Below are 19,863 nucleotides of genomic sequence, written 5' to 3'. Positions count from 1 at the left end.
AAACGTCTTTGTAATAAAATTTTAAGGAGGGAACACACAACTCTACTTTAAAGGATGGTTGTAAAATAATGTGCGATGTAAATCTTGCTTTAGCGCTTTATCATTTATCCATACTCAAAAAAATCTGGCTTCAAGCCAACAACACTTTCACAAATAGACAGCAACAAGGAGAGTCTGTCGAGTTCGAATTATATAAAACGACTTTCGATATACTAGGTCTTAGCCTATCTCAAGCACATCAGTTACAGTTTCAATATGCTCATGATTACGATAGCTTTATTGATGCAATTGTAACAATTGCTCAGCCGAGTAGTGAAAAAATAGCATTGTTAAAACATGTCACCTGTCATATGCCTTGCCCCGACAGTTATCAAGAGAAAATAGCTGCTGTTCAGAATATGCCGAATGTACTCACTGAGGATGACCTGAAATGCTGGCAGGACAACGGCTATGTCATCGTTAAAAATGCAGTGAGCGCTGAAGGTTGTGCTAATGCGAGAAACGCCATCCAAAACTATTTGGAGATTGAGTTAGCAGATCCAAAGACTTGGTATAAGGTTAACCACGAAAAATTGAGTCGCAGTATGGTGCATTTGGTACAACATAAAGCACTGGAAGACAATCGGAATTCAATGAGAATTCATAAGGCCTTTAGCCAGTTATGGCAAAGCGAACAACTGATAGTTTCAGCCGATCAGTGTGGTTTCAACCCGCCTGAAACTGCGCAATCTAGCTTTCAGGGTCCTGATCTACATTGGGATTTAGATTTCTCTAAGCAACTCAAGTTTGGCACGCAAGGGATTTTGTATCTATCAGACACTGAAGAAAAACAGGGTGCAACAACTATTGTACCAGGATTTCATACAAAGCTAGAGTCATGGCTTGCAACGGCTCCATGGGATCCATGTATACCAAACACCGAGTACTTACATCAACTAGGTTCCAAAGCAATTGCAGCCAATGCCGGAGATATGGTGATTTGGCACCAGTTTTTACCCCATGGTGGCAGCGCGAATACAGCAAACACACCTCGTATAGTGCAATACATTAATATGCATCCATTCCCCGAAATGTAGAAGGTGAAAAAATCTCTATTTGGTTAATTTTTGTCTTAACTTGGCGGCGAGTAAACAGTAGTATGATTGTGAAGTTTGGGAGAATGTAGCAACTCACCACAAGGAAAAGCCGTCGATGCAATTAGCACAACTCAATATAGCCACCGCTAAATACCAAATGGATGCGCCAGAAATTCAATACTTTGTAGAAAGTTTAGACCGCATTAATTTACTCGCAGAGCAAAGCCCTGGCTTTATTTGGCGCTTAAAAGATGAAACCGGTAATGCAACAGAGATTAAGGCGTTTGATGATCCAAATATTATCGTCAACATGTCTGTATGGCAGTCGGAGCAAGCGCTCAAAGATTTTATGTTTAAAACCGCACATAAGGAATTTTTGGCTCGAAAAAAGGAATGGTTTCACCGCGCTGAACAGGAAACCTACGTGTTGTGGTGGGTTGAAGAAGGCCATATCCCGACACTGGATGAGGCCAAAGAAAGGCTTGATTACCTGCGTCGCTTTGGAGATTCGGCTTATGCCTTTACGTTTAGAAATAGTTTCACCGAACTAGACCTAAGGGAGAGGGAAGCTTGTGAAGAAGATTAATCGTGTGCATCGATGAAATGATAGTCAACCCTAAGGGGGAGAGCCGCGTGGAGTGGTGAATACCGATGATGTTGGTGATACACTTACCGGAGATCATGATGTATGGATTTAACGAAAAATGCGCGCGGCACTAAGAAGCAAGATAATAGAAGTATGTGATAAAAAAATCGCACAAAAAGGGGATAACGTTGGCGTATCATTTTACGCTTTTTTTGCCAATAAAAACACGGACCCTGCATTACTTATGGAAGCGGCAACTTGGTGGATACAAACTCACGAACTAGACCACTTCGAAAAGGCGTTAAAGATAAAAGCAATGGTTGAAAGTGGAAAGTAGGCCCAAAGGACATGATCATGGGCCATCAACCGAGATGACCCAACTGGCAGTTACAGCGTGTAAAACGACACAAAAAATACGGCAACAGATGCAAGTGCAAACATAGTGTACTCAGTGATGGTTTGTTTGCGTTTCTCATCATCAGTTTTAGGGGCTGTCGCTATCATTAGCAGGCTAGTGACAAACATTGCTAATGAATATAAACATAAAATTGATAAGGTAGCATCTGTAAACATATAAGCCTCGACTTGGTTCTACTCATTTTAATTACGTGTATCATGGCCACACAGATCAACCTCAATACACGTTTATTTAAGTTGTATTCGCTTCTAATTACAGTAAATTATACTGTGTTTTTAGGTGTTTCTGAAAGGAGTAAAAGATGCAAGTTGAGTATTTTGTGGTTGACGCATTTACGCGTAAACGTTTCGGTGGTAACAACGCTGCAATCGTTGAGCTTGAAAATTGGCTTAGCGACGGCTTAATGCAGCTGATAGCCATCGAAAATAACCTTTCCGAAACCGCCTTTTTGAAGCCAATTGGTAACAATCATTATGAGATCCGGTGGTTTTCTCCAATTACTGAAATTGACTTTTGTGGTCATGCCACGCTTGCCGCGGCGTATGTGCTTTTTAATCACAAGGGAAAGTCAGGAGAGATAAAATTTCAAACCCAAGAAGTTGGGACACTCACTGTTAAGCAAGTGGTTGATGGTCGCATTGTGATGGAATTTCCGAACTTAGCCCCTGAGTTAACTGAAGCCCCCGATGCACTGCTGGAAGGGCTTAACGTAATACCGACGCGGGTACTTAAAAATCGCCAAGCGTACTTTGTGATTGTTGAGACCGAGCAGCAAGTACGCAGCTGTGAGTACGACAGCGATAAACTGAAAACCCTTGCGCCTTTTGATGTTGTGGTAACAGCAAAAGGCGATGACGTTGATTTTGTGTCGCGTTACTTTTGGCCTGCAAATGGGGGGGATGAAGATCCGGTTACCGGTTCAATTCATGCCGGGTTAGCGCCATACTGGGCAAAGGCGCTCAACAAACAGAAACTTCATGCACATCAGGCTTCAAAGCGTGGCGGTGAGCTATTTTGCGAAGTGAATGATACAAATGTCATCGTATCTGGGTTTGGTGTACTTTACGCAAAAGGGATGTTCGAAATTGAGGACGAATAAGATTCGCTTCATACAGGCAAAAGAAAGTGACTTTGATTACCTATTGGCACTGCGTAAAGCGACCATGGTGCCACACTTAGAAAATGCGGGACTGTTTTTGACTGAGGCTGAGCATAAAGCCCGAGTATTATACGAATACCCAAGCTCACATTTGGTTTATATAAATGAAAAGTGTGTTGGCTTGGCTAAGTTTAAGCAACGCGAATATGACTATTACCTCTTTCAGCTGCAAATAGAGCCCCTGCAACAAGGAAAGGGGCTCGGTGCACAAGTCATTAAAAGCTTGATAGAAACCAACTCAACGTTGCCTTGGGTATTGACGGTGCTTAAAGCGAACCCCGCGAAGCGCTTATACGAAAAGTTGGGATTTGTGCAGTTTGCTGACGATGAACACGAGTTTCATTTTAGGCGTGAACCTAATCCCTAAATTTAGTATTCTCTAGCCAATTTAAATTTAAAAGAGTTGTTATGGCAAAACAAATATGGGTAGATGCCGATGCCTGTCCCGTGGTGATAAAAGAAATGCTGTTTCGCGCTGCAGCGCGTACTTCTACCACGGTTACATTGGTTGCAAATCAATATCTAAAAACGCCTCCGTCTCCTTTTATTCAAAAGCTTCAAGTCCCAAAGGGATTTGATATTGCGGATAACGAAATCGTGAAGCGCGTTAATGAGGGTGATTTGGTTATTACCGGCGATATTCCACTGGCAGACGAAGTCATTGAGAAAAAGTGCACTGCACTTAATACGCGCGGTGAATTACTGACGAAAGAAAACATAAAATCTCGCTTAAATATTCGTGACTTTATGGACACGATGCGTGCCAGCGGCGTACAAACTCAAGGGCCACCACCTTTGTCTCAAGCTGATAAACAAAATTTCGCCAATCAATTGGATACTTGGATCACCAGAAACACAAAGGGGTAAGTATGGCTTACAAGGCGAGTTGTTTGTGTAAAGCGGTTCGAGTTGAGATCCGTGGACCAATCGGCGATATCATTCACTGCCATTGCTCTTTGTGTCGCAAGTCTACAGGCACGGCTTATGCGACCAATGGCTTTGTGCTGTGGAGTGATTTTGTGATTCTAAGTGGCGAAGAGGCACTGAACATCTTCGAGTTTAAACCTGGAAGAAAGCGTCATTTTTGCAAACATTGTGCAAGTCCAATTTTTAGTTCGAATGAAAGCGATCCAAAGCGGGTGAGGTTAAGACTTGGCATTTTGGACTCGGATATCAAAGAGCGGCCAATATCACATAATTTTGTCTCTTCAAAAGCCAATTGGGACGACTTAGATGCGCCGCTTCCTCGTTACGATGCATTTGAGCCTAGCCGCGACTTATCAACTACATCGGGAGGTAATTTGTGACGGGTATTAGCGATTTATCGCAGTTATTAAAAGACATTTCGCCGACGCTTGATGTAACACCTTATGTATTTTGTACAGTGCAAAAAAGCCTTGCTGAGTGCGTAATTTTCAATCCAATTGCGACCTTTATGGAGCGCGAAGGGTTAACGCTGGTAGTCACCAAGCAAATAGCAGACGAACATGGATTGGATTACAGCTGTGTGATGAATAAAATTACCTTGCAAGTGCATTCGAGCTTAGAAGCCGTGGGGTTAACTGCTGCATTTTCTAATGCACTGAAAAATGTTGATATTAGCGCGAATGTAATTGCAGGCTTCTATCATGATCATATTTTCGTACCCGTAAATGATGCTAAGCGGGCGGTACACGCGATACAAACGTTGGCAAAATGACATTGATAAATCTCGAAGATTGTTAGGAAGCATGAAAGTTTACTTTAAAAGAATGGCCTCCAAAGGTGTGTGTCCTCCGAGAAAACCGCTTAAGAAAATCCTTTGGTCATGGGTTGGTGCAATGGTGGGGATCTTGTTGATTACGGTGATTTCTAACCTCGCTTTACCATATGGTGTTGGCAGCGCATTGCTCATTGGCTCTTTTGGTGCAACTGCCGTTTTACTCTATGGCGCTCCTATGGCAGAGTTCTCTCAACCGAGGAATTTACTGGGCGGGCATTTCTTTTCAGCTTTACTCGGCGTCAGCATTTTTATTTTGCTTGGAGAAGAGAGTCTGTTTGCAGCACCGCTTGCGGTATCGCTCTCAATTGTTTTGATGCACTTTACTCGAACCTTGCATCCACCCGGTGGAGCGACCGCGTTAATCGCCATTATTGGTGGTGAGTCTGTTCATAACTTGGGATATATGTATGCATTTTATCCCGTGTTGGTGGGGGCTCTGCTGATGCTATTGGTCGCGCTGTCTGTGAACAATATGTCGCGCAACCCCAAACGGCATTACCCAGTTTATTGGTTCTAACTATTTTATATAAAAATTTAAAAGGACAGGCATGTCAAAAATTGAATTCGTCCCTTACCAATTAGTCCCAGCTAGCTTTAATCCATGGCGTGAAATATTTGTTGAAGTGGCAGAAGAAGTGATGGTGGCATTAGCACACCCTGAACTTGAATTTCTACACTTTGGTTCAAGCTCTTTTAAGGTTGCTGGCAAAGGGATTATAGATATCTCTGTGTTATACAAACCCGGGAAATTAACACAAGCCGTTGAACATCTTAAAAATTTAGGCTTTAAAGATCAGCACAGCGATAATCCATTTCCTGATACTCGTCCGAGAAAAGACATCGCGGTGATGTATCAAGGTGAGCTTTTTCAAGTGCATGCTCATGCCATTGAAAAAGGGAGTGAAGAACATATAAAGCAAGAAAAGTTTAAAGCTTATATGCTCAGTAATCCTGACGCGCGTGCGGAGTATGAAACTCAGAAGCAATTAGTAATAGCGCAAGGTATAGCTTCTCAAGATGAGTATGGAAAAGCTAAAGCACCATTTGTAAAACGCACTTTGAAGGACATCCACTTTAGTTAACTTATGTTCGCATAAATCAGATCTTTATAGCTGTTAGTGTGAGGACAATGGATATGACCTAACACTAACAGCTCTACTTTATTTGGCTTTTCAGACTTCCAATTAATTGTTTCTACAAATTGATTATTTTAACCAGCCTAATCGGTTCACCATCAACGTCAAACTCACCCGTGATCTCAAGTAATCCATTTTTCAATCCTTGTAACTTATCTACTTCAATTACTTGTGTTTGATAAGGTAAGAAAGTAACAGGCTGCTGCCAAAGTGAACCTTCATTTTGAAATGATTGAAATGGAGTAAAATCGACGCGTAATATACCACTCGATGCACCTGAATAGGGACCGGTTAGCGTGATGGTAATATTGTCACGAACAGTGACTTCCATTTTTACCCCATCAAAAGGTTTCTCTGACGTTAGAAGAGGCTTTTGTTGTGTTAGTCCGTTCCAACTAATCACCAAGTTCTGAAAAGTATGTTTTGGCAATAGAACACGGTGTTCACCTGAAGCTAGAATTTTTTTGTAGTTACCGTAACTTAGCGCAACAGCATGCTTACCGGGGTTGTTGACGTAAAGATAGTGCATTCCATCAGAAAAATAGCTTTGGGTGTTGATACCACTTAGCGTAAAGAGCGCATTGTCGCCAAGTGTTGATTGCCAACTTTGCATCAAGTGATTGAGGATTTTATTCTCAGTTTCAGTGACTGTCCTTGATTTCTGTTTGCTAAATATTTCGCGAAGTGAGGTCATACAGTCACTTAACTGAGCACTATATTCCACACAGGTGTTAAAGGCTCTGCGAAGTAATGATGCACCTTTAAAGTGCCAGGGATTAGTGGTTTGTTCATTCGTGATCAAGTAATCATGCGCGGCAAAGTAGGGCGCTATTCTGTGATTATTATTTCGGCCAAGAAGACTGATTTTTTGCAAGCTAAGCGCTGAAATGTCGATTTGGTTCAATTGTAATCTAGCCAGTTGCTCATGCTGTTGTGTTTTCATTTTAATAACTAGCACATCGTCCTGCTTTGAAAGCGTGAGCGCAAGTTGATGATACTGCTTGATATCCATGCGTAATTGCGGCAGCAGTGCGATAGACTTTGCGGGGAACAAAGCTTGATTGCTTGAGACCGTTAACTTTACTCCTTCTTGAAGGGTAAATTGCAGCAAGTTGTCTTTACTAAAGTCAACTTCTTCAACTTTAGCGCGTCCAAGACGCGCATCTAAGCTTTGACTTGTTAAATCAGCGATTAACGCAAAGCCAATTTCCCCACGTTTAATCTGCTCCGGCTCGAAGTCGATTAGTGCTGCAACACTATTCTCATCAAGTGAGTTGATTAGAGGTGTTTTATCTGATGCGGGAAAATCCATCACGGCATGTGTAGAAGAAAAGTTTGGATGAATGTCGAGACGCTTAAGTGCTTTGCTTTCGGTATTTCTGAGCCAATATGTGGCACCGTTTTGCTCCCAAGGCCCATAGACAATATAAAAACTTGGCGTGGCAGAGCGCACAAACGCTGCAAACTGCTGTTCAAGCTGAGGCCAATTGGGAAAGGTCTGTTTTAAGAGTGCATTGGCAGTTGGCAAGGTGTTTTCAGAGTGAGGGTTTGCGTCCATTAATTTGCCGATAAAGCGTTTAAAATATTGATATCGCTCAGGATCGCTCAATAAAAAATGCACGATAAAAAAGTTGAGTCCGCGTTTGAGTGATGGATCATCGTTGATTGCTTCGAAAGATGGCTTTCCATTTTGGTGATACTGCTGTAAACCCAAGTGCAGATAGTTCATTGGAGCACGGTCGAAAACCATCACAGTTAACTGCTTTTTATTTGGATCATATACGTGGCTTGCAATGGCATCTGCCATCCCCTCAGTGATCCAATTAGGTGCCCAAGTTGAGTGACCGTTCAGAGCCATATGAAACGCATGCATGGTTTCATGGATCACGATGTAGCGCTGGTGATGCTGGCGATGACTCGGAAAGTTGTACCCTGCACGGTTATAAAACATGGTTTCGCCGCCAGCCGTTTTATGTACGCCTCGCAAAAAGCCATCGTCCAGCATGGCTTCTTTTGTGCGTTGGCGTGAACTGCCATAAACGACAGCAATTCTCTTTTTATCAATCGCAGCGGGCGCCATACCAAACAATTCAACATAGTGAGGATAAGACATTTCTAGTAATTCTAAATAGAGTTTTACTTTGTCCTCAGGCAAGTCACTTTTTAACGCGAAATGTTTACTCACCCACCAGTCATATCCCCTCGAGTTAGCTATTTTTCCATCGCTATAAGTGAGCGGAATTTGTTTACCAATATGTTGGATATCGATGTGTTTCAACGTGCTGACTCGGCCATTAACGCTTACTTCCGAGCGCATATCAGCGGGGCTTGGTATAGCGATAATATCGCTTCGCGTAGTTTTACATCCGCTGAGTAACGCAAGTATTGCAATTAGAGGAGCAAATACTAGCCGGGGCTTTTGGATAGAGGGTATTCGCCAATAAAAGGTATGGAATAGATAAAATAATGACATGATACTTTTCTCTCGTTGTTATTTGTGTATATTGTATGCAATATAAAATAACAAAGATAACAGGTATTGTCATTATGCAAAATCAGCAGCAGTGGGGTGAACCAGATCTCAATGAGGCAAATTGGTCAAAGTCGTCTTCTGGGTTTGGTCGAACTTTTTACATTGCGAATATCATGGAAATATTTGAGCGGCTCGCTTGGTATGGCTTCTTCGCAGTATCATCAATTTATATGACAACACCGAAGTCGCAAGGCGGTATTGGCTTTACTGATATAGAGCGTGGCGCGGTACAGGGGATTATTCCCTTCTTTTTATATCTTTTGCCTGTTGTAACTGGTGCGCTAGGAGATCGCGTTGGGTATAAAAAGATGTTCTTTTTTGCATTTTTGATCATGACGCCAAGCTATTATTTATTGGGACAGGCACAGAGTTTTTGGCCGTTTTTTGCTGCGCTGAGCTTTGTTGCCCTGGGTGCCGCTTGCTTTAAACCTGTGGTCGTTGGCACCGTAAGCCACAGTACAAACGATGGTAATCGTGGCCTTGGATTTGGGATCTTTTATACCATGGTGAATATTGGTGGGTTTTTAGGCCCATTGGTTGCGGGATATATGCGCGCCATAAGCTGGGATGCGGTATTTATGATGTCGGCGATTTGGATTGCCATAAACTTTATTCCCTTGATGTTATTTTACAAAGATCCGCAAACATTACCTAAAACCAAGCAATCTTTTACTCAAGTATTAAAAACCGCGCAGTCGGTGCTGGGTAATACACGTTTAGCACTTACGCTGTTTGTCGCACTGGCGCTATTGATGTCAGCAGGAGTCGGGTTTGCTAACTACAGTCAAGCGTTTACTTGGATTGCAATATGGCTAGTGGCTAACTGGGTGTGGGACAGAGTGCTTACAAATCGAGCGCCGACTAAAGCATGGTGGCAACAACCGATGAAGGTGAGCAACCTGCCATTTGCGTTATATTTGCTGATCCTTGCAGGCTTTTGGACTGTTTATAATCAGCTTTTTTATACTTTACCTGTGTATATCCGTGATTACGCAGATACCCGAGATATATTGGCGTGGTTTGGCGATTCTGGCGTCGCGTTTTTAGCGCATGTTGATATTGATAAGTTAACCGCTGCCATTTTTGCGCTGTTCAACGAGCTTAAGGAAAGCGGCGCGGTACCAATTGAAACCATTAGGCTTGAATGGGTTCACCTCAAAGTGAATGTCCCACATGAGCAAATACAGTTGATAATGCAAACGCTAAATGCGCTTCACGATAATGGACAGGCACTTTCACAGCAGCAAGCTCAAGCCCTTGCTGAACAACTCGTACAATATCGTCAAATTAATCCTGAGTATCTTATTAATTTAGACTTTGCAGCGATTGTGATCGCACAAATTTTGGTGAGCTTTCTCTGTCAGCGATTTAGACCATTTTATGTGTTAGTCACAGGCTTACTAGTAATGGCGGTTGCGTATATCGCATTACTTAGCGATAGCGACTGGTTAAGCGGTCAGCTCATTGTCACTGTCATATTGCTTATCGCGCTTGGTGAAATGCTTGCCTCTCCTAAAAGCCAAGAGTATGTTGCGAGTATCGCGCCTCAGTCTCAAGCTGCGTTGTATATGGGATACTACTTTGTTTCTATGGCGCTGGGCTTCTTGTTTGCTGGATTTTTATCTGGTTGGAGCTATAAAGTGTTGGTGCAAGAAATGGCGGCACCAGAGTTAATGTGGGGGCTATTTGCCGCTATCGCACTTATAACCGCCATTGCATTATTCTGGTTTAACAAAGTGATAATAGACAGAAAAACATAGTTTTTTTGAAATAGGAACAGTTATTGGTCGCGATCGGTTTGTTTGCAAGCCATATTCTTTCTAGACTCAAGCAAAAAATGAGGAAGTAACATGAATAAAAAAATATGGATGAGTACGGCACTCTTTGTTTCAAGTAGTGTGTACGCGCAAACGTATGTTTTAAACGCTGACTCTGCGATTGATGTGGTGTCAGGCAAGCTTATCTCACCTGCAACTGTGGTCGTTGAAGATAATAAAATTATCTCAGTCGGAAAATCAAATCGTAAAGCCTATCCAAAAGGTGCAGAGGTGATAGACCTAAGTGGCCACACATTATTACCCGGTCTATTTGATATGCATGTTCACCTAACTTCAGACGCACATGTTCATGGCTACAAAAGGTTGCAACGCACTGCACCTCGTGCGGCAATTACTGGTGTTAGAAACGCTAAGCGCACACTAGATGCGGGCTTTACGTCTGTTCGTAACCTCGGTGCTGCTGGCTATGCTGACATCGCACTGCGCGATGCCATTATTGATGGTGACGTATCAGGCCCACGTGTAAACGCAGCAGGCCCTTCACTTGGGATCACTGGCGGCCATTGTGACAACAACCTCCTAACCCATGAGCATAAAGTATTTTCAGAAGGGGTGGCTGATGGACCTTGGGCAGTAAGGCAAAAGGTACGTGAAAATATTAAATATGGCGCTAACTTAATCAAGTTCTGTGCAACGGGTGGCGTACTGTCTAAAGGCACTAAAGTGGGTGCTCAACAATATTCTCAAGAGGAAATGACGGCGATTGTGACCGAAGCGCACTTACGCGGTTTAACGGTTGCTGCCCACGCGCACGGTACTGATGGTATCAAGTCTGCAATTAAAGCAGGTGTGAATTCAGTAGAGCATGTAAGTTTTGTTGATGATGAAGCCATTCAGCTAGCCAAAGACAAAGGCACGTACTTCTCTATGGACATCTACAATACTGAATATATTCTTGGTGAGGGCGAAAAGGCAGGTATTTTGCCTGAAAGCTTGGATAAAGAACGTAAGGTCGGTGCAACTCAGCGTGCTAGTTTTACAAAAGCGGTAAAAGCAGGCGTGAATATGGTGTTTGGCTCTGATGCTGGCGTTTATCCTCACGGTGACAATGGTAAGCAGTTTAGTCGCATGGTGAAATTTGGCATGACTGAGCTACAAGCCTTACAAGCTGCCACTATTAACTCGGCGACGTTACTCAAGCAAAATACACAATTAGGCTCGCTTGAGGTGGGGAAACTTGCTGATATTATTGCGGTTAAAGGCAACCCACTAAAAGACATTAGTGTGATGGAAAACGTCATCTTTGTGATGAAAGATGGCAAAGTAGAAAAGCAATAGCCAAACGTTCTGCGCAGTTCTTCTGCAAAGAACTGCGCAGCTTTGCAATATATCGTTGTAATCATAATAAAAATAAGTGGACAGGCAACGCTTTGAGACAGACTACACATTTTATCGTGTTAACTGTGGTTGCTTGGTAAATATTGTTCCCAATTCGACACGGAAAATGGATACTCACCCGTTACATCTACTCGACTGCGCCAAAACTGCGTCGCGCCAGTATTAATCCCTTGATAGACAAAAATAACATCTGCAGCAACTCTATCTCCACTGTTGCTAACGTTGACGTCAACATTGATCAGCTGATAACCATTAGGATTAGGACCATCTTGGTTGCTTTGGTAGTAAAGGTGAAATGTCTGTTGGTATATAGTTGGGTTGTTATATAGCACATAGTTTAACGCGCGTGCTGCGTCACTATTACCTCTAGATATATTGAGCGAAGTTATTTCAGTAACAAGGTTTTGAAACTGATCGTTATTTGCCTTGACGCCATGTAACACCTCACCAAATGGCAGTACCATCACTGGAATAATGGCACTAACTAGTACTGTATTTGGCGAGTGCATTTCGCCGATAATTACCACTTGTCCGGTTTCACCATTTATTGTTCGATCCAGTGCGGTAATACATTGAGCCAACAGTTCATCCGTTGGAATGAGTAAAGTATAAAGTTGCTCAATGTAGCGATTGTCCAAGACCCATTTCATGCTGCGCGCTATGTAACGATTTTTACCTAAACTCAAGCCTTTAAACAGCTCCTGATTAAGTTGTTTATTCCTGTTGAGCCTTTGTAGCGCAATGTCGTCATTGACGTTCTCCAACATGGGAAGCTGTGTTTCTTGGTTGCCCATTAAGCTATTTTGATATAGCTCTTTTTCTAGATTAAGGGTCGGGAATTGGGCATTTATCACACCCACGGCATAGACAAAATTTGTGAATACGACTGAAGGTTCAGAGTTTGTTTCATCGTTGGCCAACCTCTGACTAAGTGGCAAATTTTGTTGAGTGGATAATGATTGGTTCATGAAGCCTCCCTAAATACTTTTCGCAAATGGCGCTAGTCTGGATGAAACAAAAGGATAGTGGTTGGTTACGTCGATATTACAGGCATAGCGGCTACGATCTGAACTACACAGAATAAACTCAACAACGTGGCGCATTGGTTCAGAGTGTATCTGTTGCAATTGAATAGCTTGAATATCATCAATCAATAAGTGTTGGCTGCTATCAACGACGATTTGATAGAAGTGACTCAAAAAATAGTTACTGGCTCTGTCTTTTTTAGTTAACCCAATAGTAGGCTTAAGTGCGGGCAGCTCAAGCTGTTGGTTGGCTGGTTTACCATCTTTGAGTATTGGGACTTTGATATCGGTAACGGCAACTAGATGCTTTACCGTGGCGGTTGGCAAAGCAATGTCATCGTAGTGCTGTGCGGCATGTTCGCCTGTTAGCTCGCCAATAACCACATAAGTATTTTGTTGTTCTGTTGTATTGATCAGTGCATTCAGTTGTGTCGGTGTATCTGGCTCAAGGATATAAGTGTCTACCAGGTTTATGGTAAGAACCCATGTTGCTTGTTGCGCTAAATATAAAAATGGCCTGTAACTCAACTGAGGTTGACTGTCCATGGTTACACGATAGTTGAACACTTTATAAAACTCTTCGGGATTGGCCTTTATAGACAACGCAGCAGCTTCATATTGCTTTTCGAGGTTTAAGGTCGGAAAGCTTGGTTGAATAACACCAATTGCATAAATAGATGTATCATGATTGTCATGAGGCGCAAACTGTATTGGCACTGTTTTATCATTGTGTATTGAGGTCTTCATTTATATCCTTCCTTTGCATTAATCCAGTGGTATCGTATTCAGCAGCGGGAGGAATTGTTGTATTTCTGTATTGATAAAAGGATACAAGCCACTCACGTCGATACGACAAAAGTAATAATGATGTTTAGCAGAAGCGTTTTCTTTATAGGTTAGCGTAATATCAACAATCTTATGTTCAGACACTGCGTCAAATTGGGAAAACGTGATGTCGGTTAGAGAAGCACTTGGCACGGTTGCAGACCCAAGACGCATTTTATGGGTTTGTAAGTAGATATCTGGATAGCGAAATGCAACAAAATTCTTAGCTCTATCAAAGTCATCGCGGCCAGCATTTGGTTCGACTTCTAGTGCTTTTATCACATCTTGAATGGCATTGGTTTCCGCACTGGAAATTTTTTGAATTGTATTATGCAGCTCTGACAATGTTTGATGATATACCTGATGACAAACTATCTCAGCTAAATTGGAGTCGTGGTTATTAGAAGAATGGCCAATGACGCAGGTATACACTAGCTCCAGTGTATCTTTAGGTGGCTGTAGCGCTTCAATTAGCGCTTCTAACTCGACTTTTGTCGCGGGAGTTAAGTGGTAACTCAGCTGTTTTTGAATGACTAAAATCCAAGAAACTTGCTCGGCAAGATAAAGATATTTGTCTCTGTTAGGATCGCCAATCGGCAATGATTTATTAGTGAAAACTTCGTAATAGGCTCTTTCATCGACTGCGAGCTCCATTGCGGCTTGTAAAAATTGCTTTTTTATTCCCTCATTAGGAAAGACTATTTCTACTTGCCCCACTGCATAAATGTAGTCAAAAGCAGCGCATTGCACGGAAGTAGGATGCTGAATTTCCTGCGCTTGCATTTGCTCGGATGAGTCAAGGTCTTGCTGGGCGCTCGGTAGCCTAGCATCGTTTGCCTCTACCGGCGCTATGCCAAGAGTGTCTGAGTCACAAGTTTTGCTATCTTGTGTTTCTGTTTCTTTAGAACTGCAAATTGCGGGATCTGCTGAGGTGACCTCAGGGTGTAATTCGCTCATATTATTCTCTTTTTTGATGAAGAAGTGCTGATGGAGCACAGCACTTCACTTTGGTGTTAACTACTTGCAAGGATCTTCTTCGTTGCAATACCTGTAGTTGCTGTGTCTATCGAATAGAGAGTTGTAACACCCATAGTGGTGGCAGCTTGAGCTGTAACAGCCATTTGCTGCTGAGCTGTGGTTGCATTATGAGCTGCGTTTGCAAGCGCTTGTGAAGTTGCTTGGAACAAGTTACCCATTGACATTGCTGGAGCATCACCTAGTACTTTTACGTTTGCTTGGGTGACTGAGTCAGTGATTTGATCGTTTACAGAAGTTGGAAATGCCATGATTTTTTCCTTAATGGTTAGTTGCTTTTTAGCGTTAATAACTAAAGAATAATGTAGCCCTCTCTGTCACAGATGTTTTGGTTTAACTAACTGTTTTTGTGGTAGATTAGACGACTTTCAAGCGCGTAATATTTAACAGTGTTTGGTTGTTTTTACGCATTGCGGCTGTACGATTGAGCTAAGGCTGGTATTGCCGGTGTAAAAATAACCCCACCATGAGAGCTCCATACTTTTCTCGCAATGGGGTTAGTCATTAGCTATGCCTGTCCATCAAACAGGTTTAAATTACAACTCGTTTATCAGCTAAGGAATACTTTATTCGTTGTCAGCTTTTTATTCACAGCGAACTTGCCTCTTAGCTAAGTCACCTGCTGACTAAACCGTATTGATAAAGTGGGCATAAATTGACATTTCCAACTGAGTTGGCATTTTTAACTATATCGCGGGCCGCTTTTACCAACTTGGTAGAAGTTATGATGTTTTCAAATTGTGAGTTCAACCAGTCTAGAAAAAGTAAAAGGTGTGAGTGTGATGAGATCACCACCTAAGTGGAGTTTGGTGGTTAGAAAGTCGACTTATGCCCTCACGTATATCCGTAATGGTTATTTCTGTGCGCGCTTCGCTGAGTAATCTTAATGATACAAATCGTAATACATTGATAATATCAGCTCCACTTAGTGGATATTGCTCTGCAAGTCTGTTTAAGCATACGCTGCTTGACAGGCTAGATTGGTGGCAAAGTCCGCTTTGCCAAATTTCTAGTCGTTGTGCAGCCTTTGGCGCTTGAAACTGGACAATCGATTCAAATCGGCGAAAAAACGCGTCGTCGATATTATCTTTATAGTTTGAAGCTAAGATCACCACACCGCTAAAGCTTTCAATACGCTGCAGCAGATAGGCGACATTTTGATTAGCAAACTGATCGTTAGAAGAACTGGTTTTTAAGCGCTTAGTGAAAAGCGCGTCCGCTTCATCAAAGAAAAGGATCCAGTCACGATGCTCTGCAAGGCTAAACAGCTGTTCAAGGTTTTTCTCTGTTTCTCCAATATACTTTGAGGTGATAAGCGATAAATCGACTTTATAGACTGATTTATCTAGTATTTTTCCAAGTACGCTCGCCGTTAGGGTTTTTCCTGTTCCAGGAGGGCCGTAAAACAGTGCACGGTAACCGGGGCGGAGCTGTTTACCAATTTTCCATTGCGTTTGTAATGTCTTGCCATATTGAACCCAAGTAATAATTTCGTTTAGCTGATGACGAGTGGTATCTGGTAGCTTTACGTCATCCCATTCAAGTGTTGTGTTTACTTGAGTTGCAGGAAATTGATGACTTGTTTCTGGCCGATATGGCTCTGCAGTCGTGAACATTTGTATAAACTCGGGTTTAAGAACCAACGGAACGTTTAATCGTGATATACCCTCAGATTCTCGATGACTATCCACCAGAAGGTTAAGCAATTGGCTGGAGTGGAGCGTTTGAAGGACATCAAACTCCGTGTTGAGATTATTTCCGTTAAGAATGAATGCCGCCGTGATCCCCGTTGTGAATATCTGCCCTTGAGATTCTTGTATACCAAACTCACTGAAAGGGCGGTTTGTTTGTTCGTTGATTGACAGGAAAATGTCGAGTACAGGGGCTTTGATAACCGGGACAAATGCTAAAATAATTAATAATCTTTCAATCAGGTTTGGCTTGCTGCGGGTAATAAAGTCCGCAAATTGAGAGTCTGAGTTATCTAGCGTAGGTGGCAGTGGAAATTCTTGCTCAGTATTGTCAAGTGACTGTCCAAAGTAATGTGACACACGATATTGAATAGTATGCTGCAGCCAGTCGCACTCTTGTTCTACGTCTTTGGCATTTAAAGCCGCTTTGGAAGGAGTTTGAGCTAAAGGCTCAAAGTTAGATTGCCACATTTTACTTCCTTATTTTTTAAATAAGCGTTCCACAGTGTAGTTTGTGCGGCTGCGAATCTGATTGGCAACTTTAGGGATTATGTTGGTATAACAGACTAATTGCTGCAGGTTCTTTTATTTAAGAGGTGGTTGGTTACGTAAAAGAGCAGGCGAATCGGTTATCCTGCTCAGTCTTTACATAAAGATCATTGAAGTGCCCAGTAAATTGGGTAAGTACCTGAGTTTTCGCCAATCATAATTGTGCGTATTGTGGTTCCACTATTTGATTCTTCAAATGGAGTATAAGTTGATTCAAGTACACGGCCGTTAGTTTGCTGCTGTAGCTGCACCTCATCGCCTAAAATACCTATTGAATAACCTGATTGAAATATATAGTGTTCAATTTCTTGTATTTGGTCAGATTTAGCACCATTGTCATTGTCTTTTAGCTGTAGCCAGACTGTCGTACCGATAGGAATAGAGGCGCTATTTAACAGGTCAAGAACGTTGTTAGCTATATCAAGAGGATTGTTATTGGTGTTATTGATAGAAGACACGTTCAGGATAAACATCGGCATCAATGCCAGCGCGTATCCGTGCTTGTCACTGGTGCCCGTAATTCTGTCGGTTTCTTGAGCCGTTAGCGCAACATCCCACTCATTGTCTTGTGTGTTAAGGTTGCGCATACAAAAGCTATAACCTTCGCCTTTATATTTGTCTGCGACACTTGGCTTCATGGTACCGTTATAAATAAAGCCTTTTGCACCTGGGTGGGCAACACTGGAGTAGGCCAGATTGGGATCTGGCATATTCGTTACTCTGACATAACTTGGATCGTCTTTTGAACCTAAAGGTTTTTTGGCGTTCATAATCTAGTCTCACTTAATGCGTTTAATTAATTCAGGGTGAAAGCAACCAAATAGATAAATTGGTTGAATTAACTATAAGAGAGGCTGGTTTTACCAACTTGGTAAAAGTTATTTTTCAGTTGGTATATTTTACTTTATCGCTTTTATTGGGGTGAATGTAGGAAGATAGGCCGACAAAGGCGGCCAAAGAATAGAAGCAATATTCAGTTTTTAAGTGCATTTTTGATGGTTTTAATCCAATCGCCATTTGCGTCACTTGAAAACTGCCAGTTCATAATACCACCCAGTTCAGTGGTGTTTTGAATGGGGTCAATAATCGCTTGAATAATAGTCCCTGCCGGCATGTATCCAGAGCCAGCATCGTGTGCTGTCACTGGGAATCCTGCAATAATTTTCTTCGCAGACATATTCGGTAGCTTGATATAGTCCATATAGGAACTAACGATTTGATCTGGGCATGCGCTCCAAGGTGGATTGTTGTAAAACTGAACGTTTAACCAGTCAATATCCTCTCCAACTTGTTCGACTATTTTAAGATAACCTGCCATGTAACCACCATGCTCTAGGTAAGGAGGTTGCGGGGCGTGGGAAATACAGTAGCGGGGTGAGGGCAGTTGTTTTCTGAGAGCCTGTGTTAATGATACGAGAAACTGTACGCCGTCATAACTTGCATTCGCGATAAATGCAGCACTATCTTCATAATCGATATCAATGCCGTCCAGATGGTTATTTTTAACAAAGTCCGCCAAGGAATCAGCCAGCCTGTCTGGATCTTGAGATAACGAGTAATATACGTTGTGATCCATATCGCCACCACCAAATGAGATCAATACTCTTTGCCCATTTTGCTGCATGGTTTGTATCGATTCTACCGTATGGGCTGTGAAGCTGGTCTCTGTAGCAGCAATTGCACCGCTTAAAATTAGCTTAAACGGATTGTTTGAAGCTGAAGATAAAAACGCCAAGTTTACTACATCGTAAGGAAGCTCACCGGCATTGGCCAAAGGAATAGCACCTGAATTATAGTAGGTAATGGTTTTAGACATCATTGTTCCTTATATATGAGAGTACTAAAATAAGAGAGAAATATTACTGGCAGACTATTATCTTAGTCCAGCTACAGTAATGGATCATATTTGGATGATAAGCCGTTAGACATAGCGTTTTAGAAAACGGTAGGCGAATCGATCTGAGCGTCGAAAAGGTTAACTAGTGTTCGCCAACCTTTTCGACTGTCTGTGATGTTGAAAATGACCTTTTTACTCAATCATTTATTGGACTAAGATCTGATAGGCTCCAAGCCGTTCCGTGGAAGTTTGCAACTTGTACCGGACCGGTGTTATGTGCATGAGTGGCTATAGGCACTGGGAACATTTGACCTATCCATGCAGATACTCGATTTCCTGGTAATTGATAATAGTTAATTGTTACCTTAGCAACATTTGTTACTTGAGAGCGCCTTTCAGCGCCAATGTTTGGCCTATTGGAGGTCACGCCAACTTCGTAGTTACCAGTGATTGGATTCGAGTAGGTAATGAAGAACATTGAGCTGCTAAGACCTGGTATCACAGCACGAAACGGAGGAGGGGTATCATTCCAAACTACATTAAGACCAACTGCATTTGCTGCAGTATTGAATTGTTCTCTAGCTTCATTTCTTACATGAGCTTCCCAGCTAGAGGATGCAAAGCGACTGCTATGTTGCTGTCTTCTAATATTTCCTACGGCACCTGTGAGAGTGTTCATCATTGCACTCATACCTCTGGGGCCTCCGGGATTTGCGTAATGTCTATTTCTGATATTTTGTAGCGAGTTTTGAGCACCATGCACAGAAGTAGAGTGATAAGCTTGATTATTTCGTTCAAAGTTTTCGTTCTTGTTTTGAGCTATCCAATTCAGCGGATTATAACTTGAGCGACGGAGATATAGCCCATCTTTCTCATCTTCAGTTAGATTACCAGTGAGATAATCATAGAGCCCCACTTTTTGGATCACTGCAGCTGCTTTAGCATCTAAATTCTCCTTACTCTTTTTTAACGAACTATTTTCTGTGGCGGTATAATTGCAATCTAATATACCGTTATGCCCTTTTGATTTTTTCAATTGTGCATACATGAGCCTA

The 19,863-nt window shown here is 42.2% G+C and carries 22 protein-coding genes; 12 read left to right on the top strand and 10 right to left on the bottom strand.

Going from position 1 to position 19,863, the window contains the following annotated elements; genetic code table 11:
- The first annotated feature begins 68 nt into the window (after nt 1–68).
- The 3 genes from NO992_RS06675 to NO992_RS06665 all read left to right on the top strand — a co-directional run bounded on the left by NO992_RS06675 (nt 69) and on the right by NO992_RS06665 (nt 1,999).
- Entirely contained in the window at nt 69–1,076 is a 1,008-nt protein-coding gene (locus tag NO992_RS06675; protein WP_371375397.1) for a phytanoyl-CoA dioxygenase family protein, read from the top strand.
- A 115-nt stretch (nt 1,077–1,191) separates the two neighbouring features.
- Complete coding sequence (locus NO992_RS06670; RefSeq protein WP_010371763.1) at nt 1,192–1,662, top strand: DUF3291 domain-containing protein; 471 nt, start codon at nt 1,192–1,194, stop codon at nt 1,660–1,662.
- A gap of 118 nt (nt 1,663–1,780) precedes the next feature.
- Complete coding sequence (locus tag NO992_RS06665) at nt 1,781–1,999, top strand: DUF6500 family protein (RefSeq protein ID WP_010371761.1); 219 nt, start codon at nt 1,781–1,783, stop codon at nt 1,997–1,999.
- A gap of 50 nt (nt 2,000–2,049) precedes the next feature.
- Here the strand turns inward: NO992_RS06665 and NO992_RS06660 are convergent, their stop codons facing one another.
- Nucleotides 2,050–2,235 carry a hypothetical protein gene (locus NO992_RS06660; protein WP_010604566.1) on the bottom strand — a complete coding sequence of 62 codons (186 nt, stop codon included), beginning with the start codon at nt 2,233–2,235 and terminating at the stop codon, nt 2,050–2,052.
- 146 nt (nt 2,236–2,381) lie between these two features.
- Here NO992_RS06660 and NO992_RS06655 point away from each other — a divergent pair, with 146 nt between their 5' ends.
- Genes NO992_RS06655 through NO992_RS06625 form a run of 7 tightly spaced genes read left to right on the top strand, consistent with a single transcriptional unit; the run spans nt 2,382 to nt 6,083 of the window.
- Nucleotides 2,382–3,179, top strand: coding sequence for a PhzF family phenazine biosynthesis protein (locus NO992_RS06655; protein ID WP_371375393.1), 798 nt, complete (start codon nt 2,382–2,384; stop codon nt 3,177–3,179).
- Nucleotides 3,166–3,606: a GNAT family N-acetyltransferase gene (locus NO992_RS06650; protein ID WP_371375391.1), complete on the top strand. Its 441-nt coding sequence runs from the start codon at nt 3,166–3,168 to the stop codon at nt 3,604–3,606. The genes NO992_RS06655 and NO992_RS06650 overlap by 14 nt, the downstream gene beginning before the upstream one ends.
- A 41-nt stretch (nt 3,607–3,647) precedes the next feature.
- Entirely contained in the window at nt 3,648–4,106 is a 459-nt protein-coding gene (locus NO992_RS06645; protein WP_371375388.1) for a YaiI/YqxD family protein, read from the top strand.
- Between the two features lie 2 nt (nt 4,107–4,108).
- Entirely contained in the window at nt 4,109–4,546 is a 438-nt protein-coding gene (locus tag NO992_RS06640) for a GFA family protein (RefSeq protein ID WP_371375385.1), read from the top strand.
- Nucleotides 4,543–4,938: an ACT domain-containing protein gene (locus NO992_RS06635; protein ID WP_371375382.1), complete on the top strand. Its 396-nt coding sequence runs from the start codon at nt 4,543–4,545 to the stop codon at nt 4,936–4,938. The genes NO992_RS06640 and NO992_RS06635 overlap by 4 nt, the downstream gene beginning before the upstream one ends.
- Before the next feature lie 31 nt (nt 4,939–4,969).
- A complete protein-coding gene (locus tag NO992_RS06630; RefSeq protein WP_371375379.1) occupies nt 4,970–5,518 on the top strand; it encodes an HPP family protein in 549 nt (182 codons plus the stop codon).
- Between the two features lie 31 nt (nt 5,519–5,549).
- Complete coding sequence (locus NO992_RS06625; protein ID WP_010371739.1) at nt 5,550–6,083, top strand: GrpB family protein; 534 nt, start codon at nt 5,550–5,552, stop codon at nt 6,081–6,083.
- Between the two features lie 112 nt (nt 6,084–6,195).
- On the opposite strand, the gene NO992_RS06620 is transcribed toward NO992_RS06625, so the two are convergent.
- Nucleotides 6,196–8,610 (bottom strand): hypothetical protein, encoded by a 2,415-nt coding sequence (locus NO992_RS06620; RefSeq protein ID WP_371375374.1) that lies wholly within the window; start codon nt 8,608–8,610, stop codon nt 6,196–6,198.
- A gap of 74 nt (nt 8,611–8,684) precedes the next feature.
- Between NO992_RS06620 and NO992_RS06615 the strand changes: the two genes are divergently transcribed.
- Nucleotides 8,685–10,430 (top strand): MFS transporter, encoded by a 1,746-nt coding sequence (locus NO992_RS06615; protein ID WP_371375371.1) that lies wholly within the window; start codon nt 8,685–8,687, stop codon nt 10,428–10,430.
- Between the two features lie 90 nt (nt 10,431–10,520).
- The gene (locus NO992_RS06610; RefSeq protein ID WP_371375368.1) at nt 10,521–11,786 is read left to right on the top strand and encodes an amidohydrolase family protein; all 1,266 of its coding nucleotides are present in this window, start codon (nt 10,521–10,523) and stop codon (nt 11,784–11,786) included.
- A 119-nt stretch (nt 11,787–11,905) separates the two neighbouring features.
- Here the strand turns inward: NO992_RS06610 and NO992_RS06605 are convergent, their stop codons facing one another.
- The 8 genes from NO992_RS06605 to NO992_RS06570 all read right to left on the bottom strand — a co-directional run bounded on the left by NO992_RS06605 (nt 11,906) and on the right by NO992_RS06570 (nt 19,856).
- Nucleotides 11,906–12,814 carry a hypothetical protein gene (locus NO992_RS06605; RefSeq protein ID WP_371375365.1) on the bottom strand — a complete coding sequence of 303 codons (909 nt, stop codon included), beginning with the start codon at nt 12,812–12,814 and terminating at the stop codon, nt 11,906–11,908.
- Between the two features lie 9 nt (nt 12,815–12,823).
- Nucleotides 12,824–13,618, bottom strand: a complete 795-nt coding sequence (locus NO992_RS06600; protein ID WP_010371723.1) for a hypothetical protein — start codon at nt 13,616–13,618, stop codon at nt 12,824–12,826.
- A gap of 18 nt (nt 13,619–13,636) precedes the next feature.
- Nucleotides 13,637–14,653 carry a hypothetical protein gene (locus tag NO992_RS06595; protein WP_371375362.1) on the bottom strand — a complete coding sequence of 339 codons (1,017 nt, stop codon included), beginning with the start codon at nt 14,651–14,653 and terminating at the stop codon, nt 13,637–13,639.
- Between the two features lie 56 nt (nt 14,654–14,709).
- A complete protein-coding gene (locus tag NO992_RS06590) occupies nt 14,710–14,982 on the bottom strand; it encodes a RebB family R body protein (RefSeq protein WP_010371716.1) in 273 nt (90 codons plus the stop codon).
- Between the two features lie 537 nt (nt 14,983–15,519).
- Nucleotides 15,520–16,893, bottom strand: a complete 1,374-nt coding sequence (locus NO992_RS06585; protein WP_371375359.1) for an ATP-binding protein — start codon at nt 16,891–16,893, stop codon at nt 15,520–15,522.
- A 185-nt stretch (nt 16,894–17,078) separates the two neighbouring features.
- Nucleotides 17,079–17,741: a hypothetical protein gene (locus tag NO992_RS06580; protein ID WP_017218634.1), complete on the bottom strand. Its 663-nt coding sequence runs from the start codon at nt 17,739–17,741 to the stop codon at nt 17,079–17,081.
- A 203-nt stretch (nt 17,742–17,944) separates the two neighbouring features.
- Nucleotides 17,945–18,787 carry a glycosyl hydrolase family 18 protein gene (locus NO992_RS06575; protein WP_371375355.1) on the bottom strand — a complete coding sequence of 281 codons (843 nt, stop codon included), beginning with the start codon at nt 18,785–18,787 and terminating at the stop codon, nt 17,945–17,947.
- Between the two features lie 217 nt (nt 18,788–19,004).
- Entirely contained in the window at nt 19,005–19,856 is an 852-nt protein-coding gene (locus NO992_RS06570) for a hypothetical protein (RefSeq protein ID WP_371375352.1), read from the bottom strand.
- Nucleotides 19,857–19,863: the final 7 nt, after the last annotated feature.

Origin of the sequence: Pseudoalteromonas sp. DY56-GL79 (assembly GCF_041414765.1) — a bacterium.
GTDB lineage: Bacteria > Pseudomonadota > Gammaproteobacteria > Enterobacterales > Alteromonadaceae > Pseudoalteromonas > Pseudoalteromonas piscicida.
This window is presented reverse-complemented; position numbering and strand designations above follow the sequence as displayed.

Excerpts from the sequence above, each read along its gene's own strand:
- NO992_RS06675 (WP_371375397.1), top strand. The coding sequence starts at position 69 with ATGTGCGATGTAAATCTTGCTTTAGCGCTTTATCATTTATCCATACTC.
- NO992_RS06670 (WP_010371763.1), top strand. The coding sequence starts at position 1,192 with ATGCAATTAGCACAACTCAATATAGCCACCGCTAAATACCAAATGGAT.
- NO992_RS06665 (WP_010371761.1), top strand. The coding sequence starts at position 1,781 with ATGCGCGCGGCACTAAGAAGCAAGATAATAGAAGTATGTGATAAAAAA.
- NO992_RS06660 (WP_010604566.1), bottom strand. The coding sequence starts at position 2,235 with ATGTTTACAGATGCTACCTTATCAATTTTATGTTTATATTCATTAGCA.
- NO992_RS06655 (WP_371375393.1), top strand. The coding sequence starts at position 2,382 with ATGCAAGTTGAGTATTTTGTGGTTGACGCATTTACGCGTAAACGTTTC.
- NO992_RS06645 (WP_371375388.1), top strand. The coding sequence starts at position 3,648 with ATGGCAAAACAAATATGGGTAGATGCCGATGCCTGTCCCGTGGTGATA.
- NO992_RS06640 (WP_371375385.1), top strand. The coding sequence starts at position 4,109 with ATGGCTTACAAGGCGAGTTGTTTGTGTAAAGCGGTTCGAGTTGAGATC.
- NO992_RS06630 (WP_371375379.1), top strand. The coding sequence starts at position 4,970 with ATGAAAGTTTACTTTAAAAGAATGGCCTCCAAAGGTGTGTGTCCTCCG.
- NO992_RS06625 (WP_010371739.1), top strand. The coding sequence starts at position 5,550 with ATGTCAAAAATTGAATTCGTCCCTTACCAATTAGTCCCAGCTAGCTTT.
- NO992_RS06620 (WP_371375374.1), bottom strand. The coding sequence starts at position 8,610 with ATGTCATTATTTTATCTATTCCATACCTTTTATTGGCGAATACCCTCT.
- NO992_RS06615 (WP_371375371.1), top strand. The coding sequence starts at position 8,685 with ATGCAAAATCAGCAGCAGTGGGGTGAACCAGATCTCAATGAGGCAAAT.
- NO992_RS06610 (WP_371375368.1), top strand. The coding sequence starts at position 10,521 with ATGAATAAAAAAATATGGATGAGTACGGCACTCTTTGTTTCAAGTAGT.
- NO992_RS06605 (WP_371375365.1), bottom strand. The coding sequence starts at position 12,814 with ATGAACCAATCATTATCCACTCAACAAAATTTGCCACTTAGTCAGAGG.
- NO992_RS06600 (WP_010371723.1), bottom strand. The coding sequence starts at position 13,618 with ATGAAGACCTCAATACACAATGATAAAACAGTGCCAATACAGTTTGCG.
- NO992_RS06595 (WP_371375362.1), bottom strand. The coding sequence starts at position 14,653 with ATGAGCGAATTACACCCTGAGGTCACCTCAGCAGATCCCGCAATTTGC.
- NO992_RS06590 (WP_010371716.1), bottom strand. The coding sequence starts at position 14,982 with ATGGCATTTCCAACTTCTGTAAACGATCAAATCACTGACTCAGTCACC.
- NO992_RS06585 (WP_371375359.1), bottom strand. The coding sequence starts at position 16,893 with ATGTGGCAATCTAACTTTGAGCCTTTAGCTCAAACTCCTTCCAAAGCG.
- NO992_RS06580 (WP_017218634.1), bottom strand. The coding sequence starts at position 17,741 with ATGAACGCCAAAAAACCTTTAGGTTCAAAAGACGATCCAAGTTATGTC.
- NO992_RS06575 (WP_371375355.1), bottom strand. The coding sequence starts at position 18,787 with ATGTCTAAAACCATTACCTACTATAATTCAGGTGCTATTCCTTTGGCC.
- NO992_RS06570 (WP_371375352.1), bottom strand. The coding sequence starts at position 19,856 with ATGTATGCACAATTGAAAAAATCAAAAGGGCATAACGGTATATTAGAT.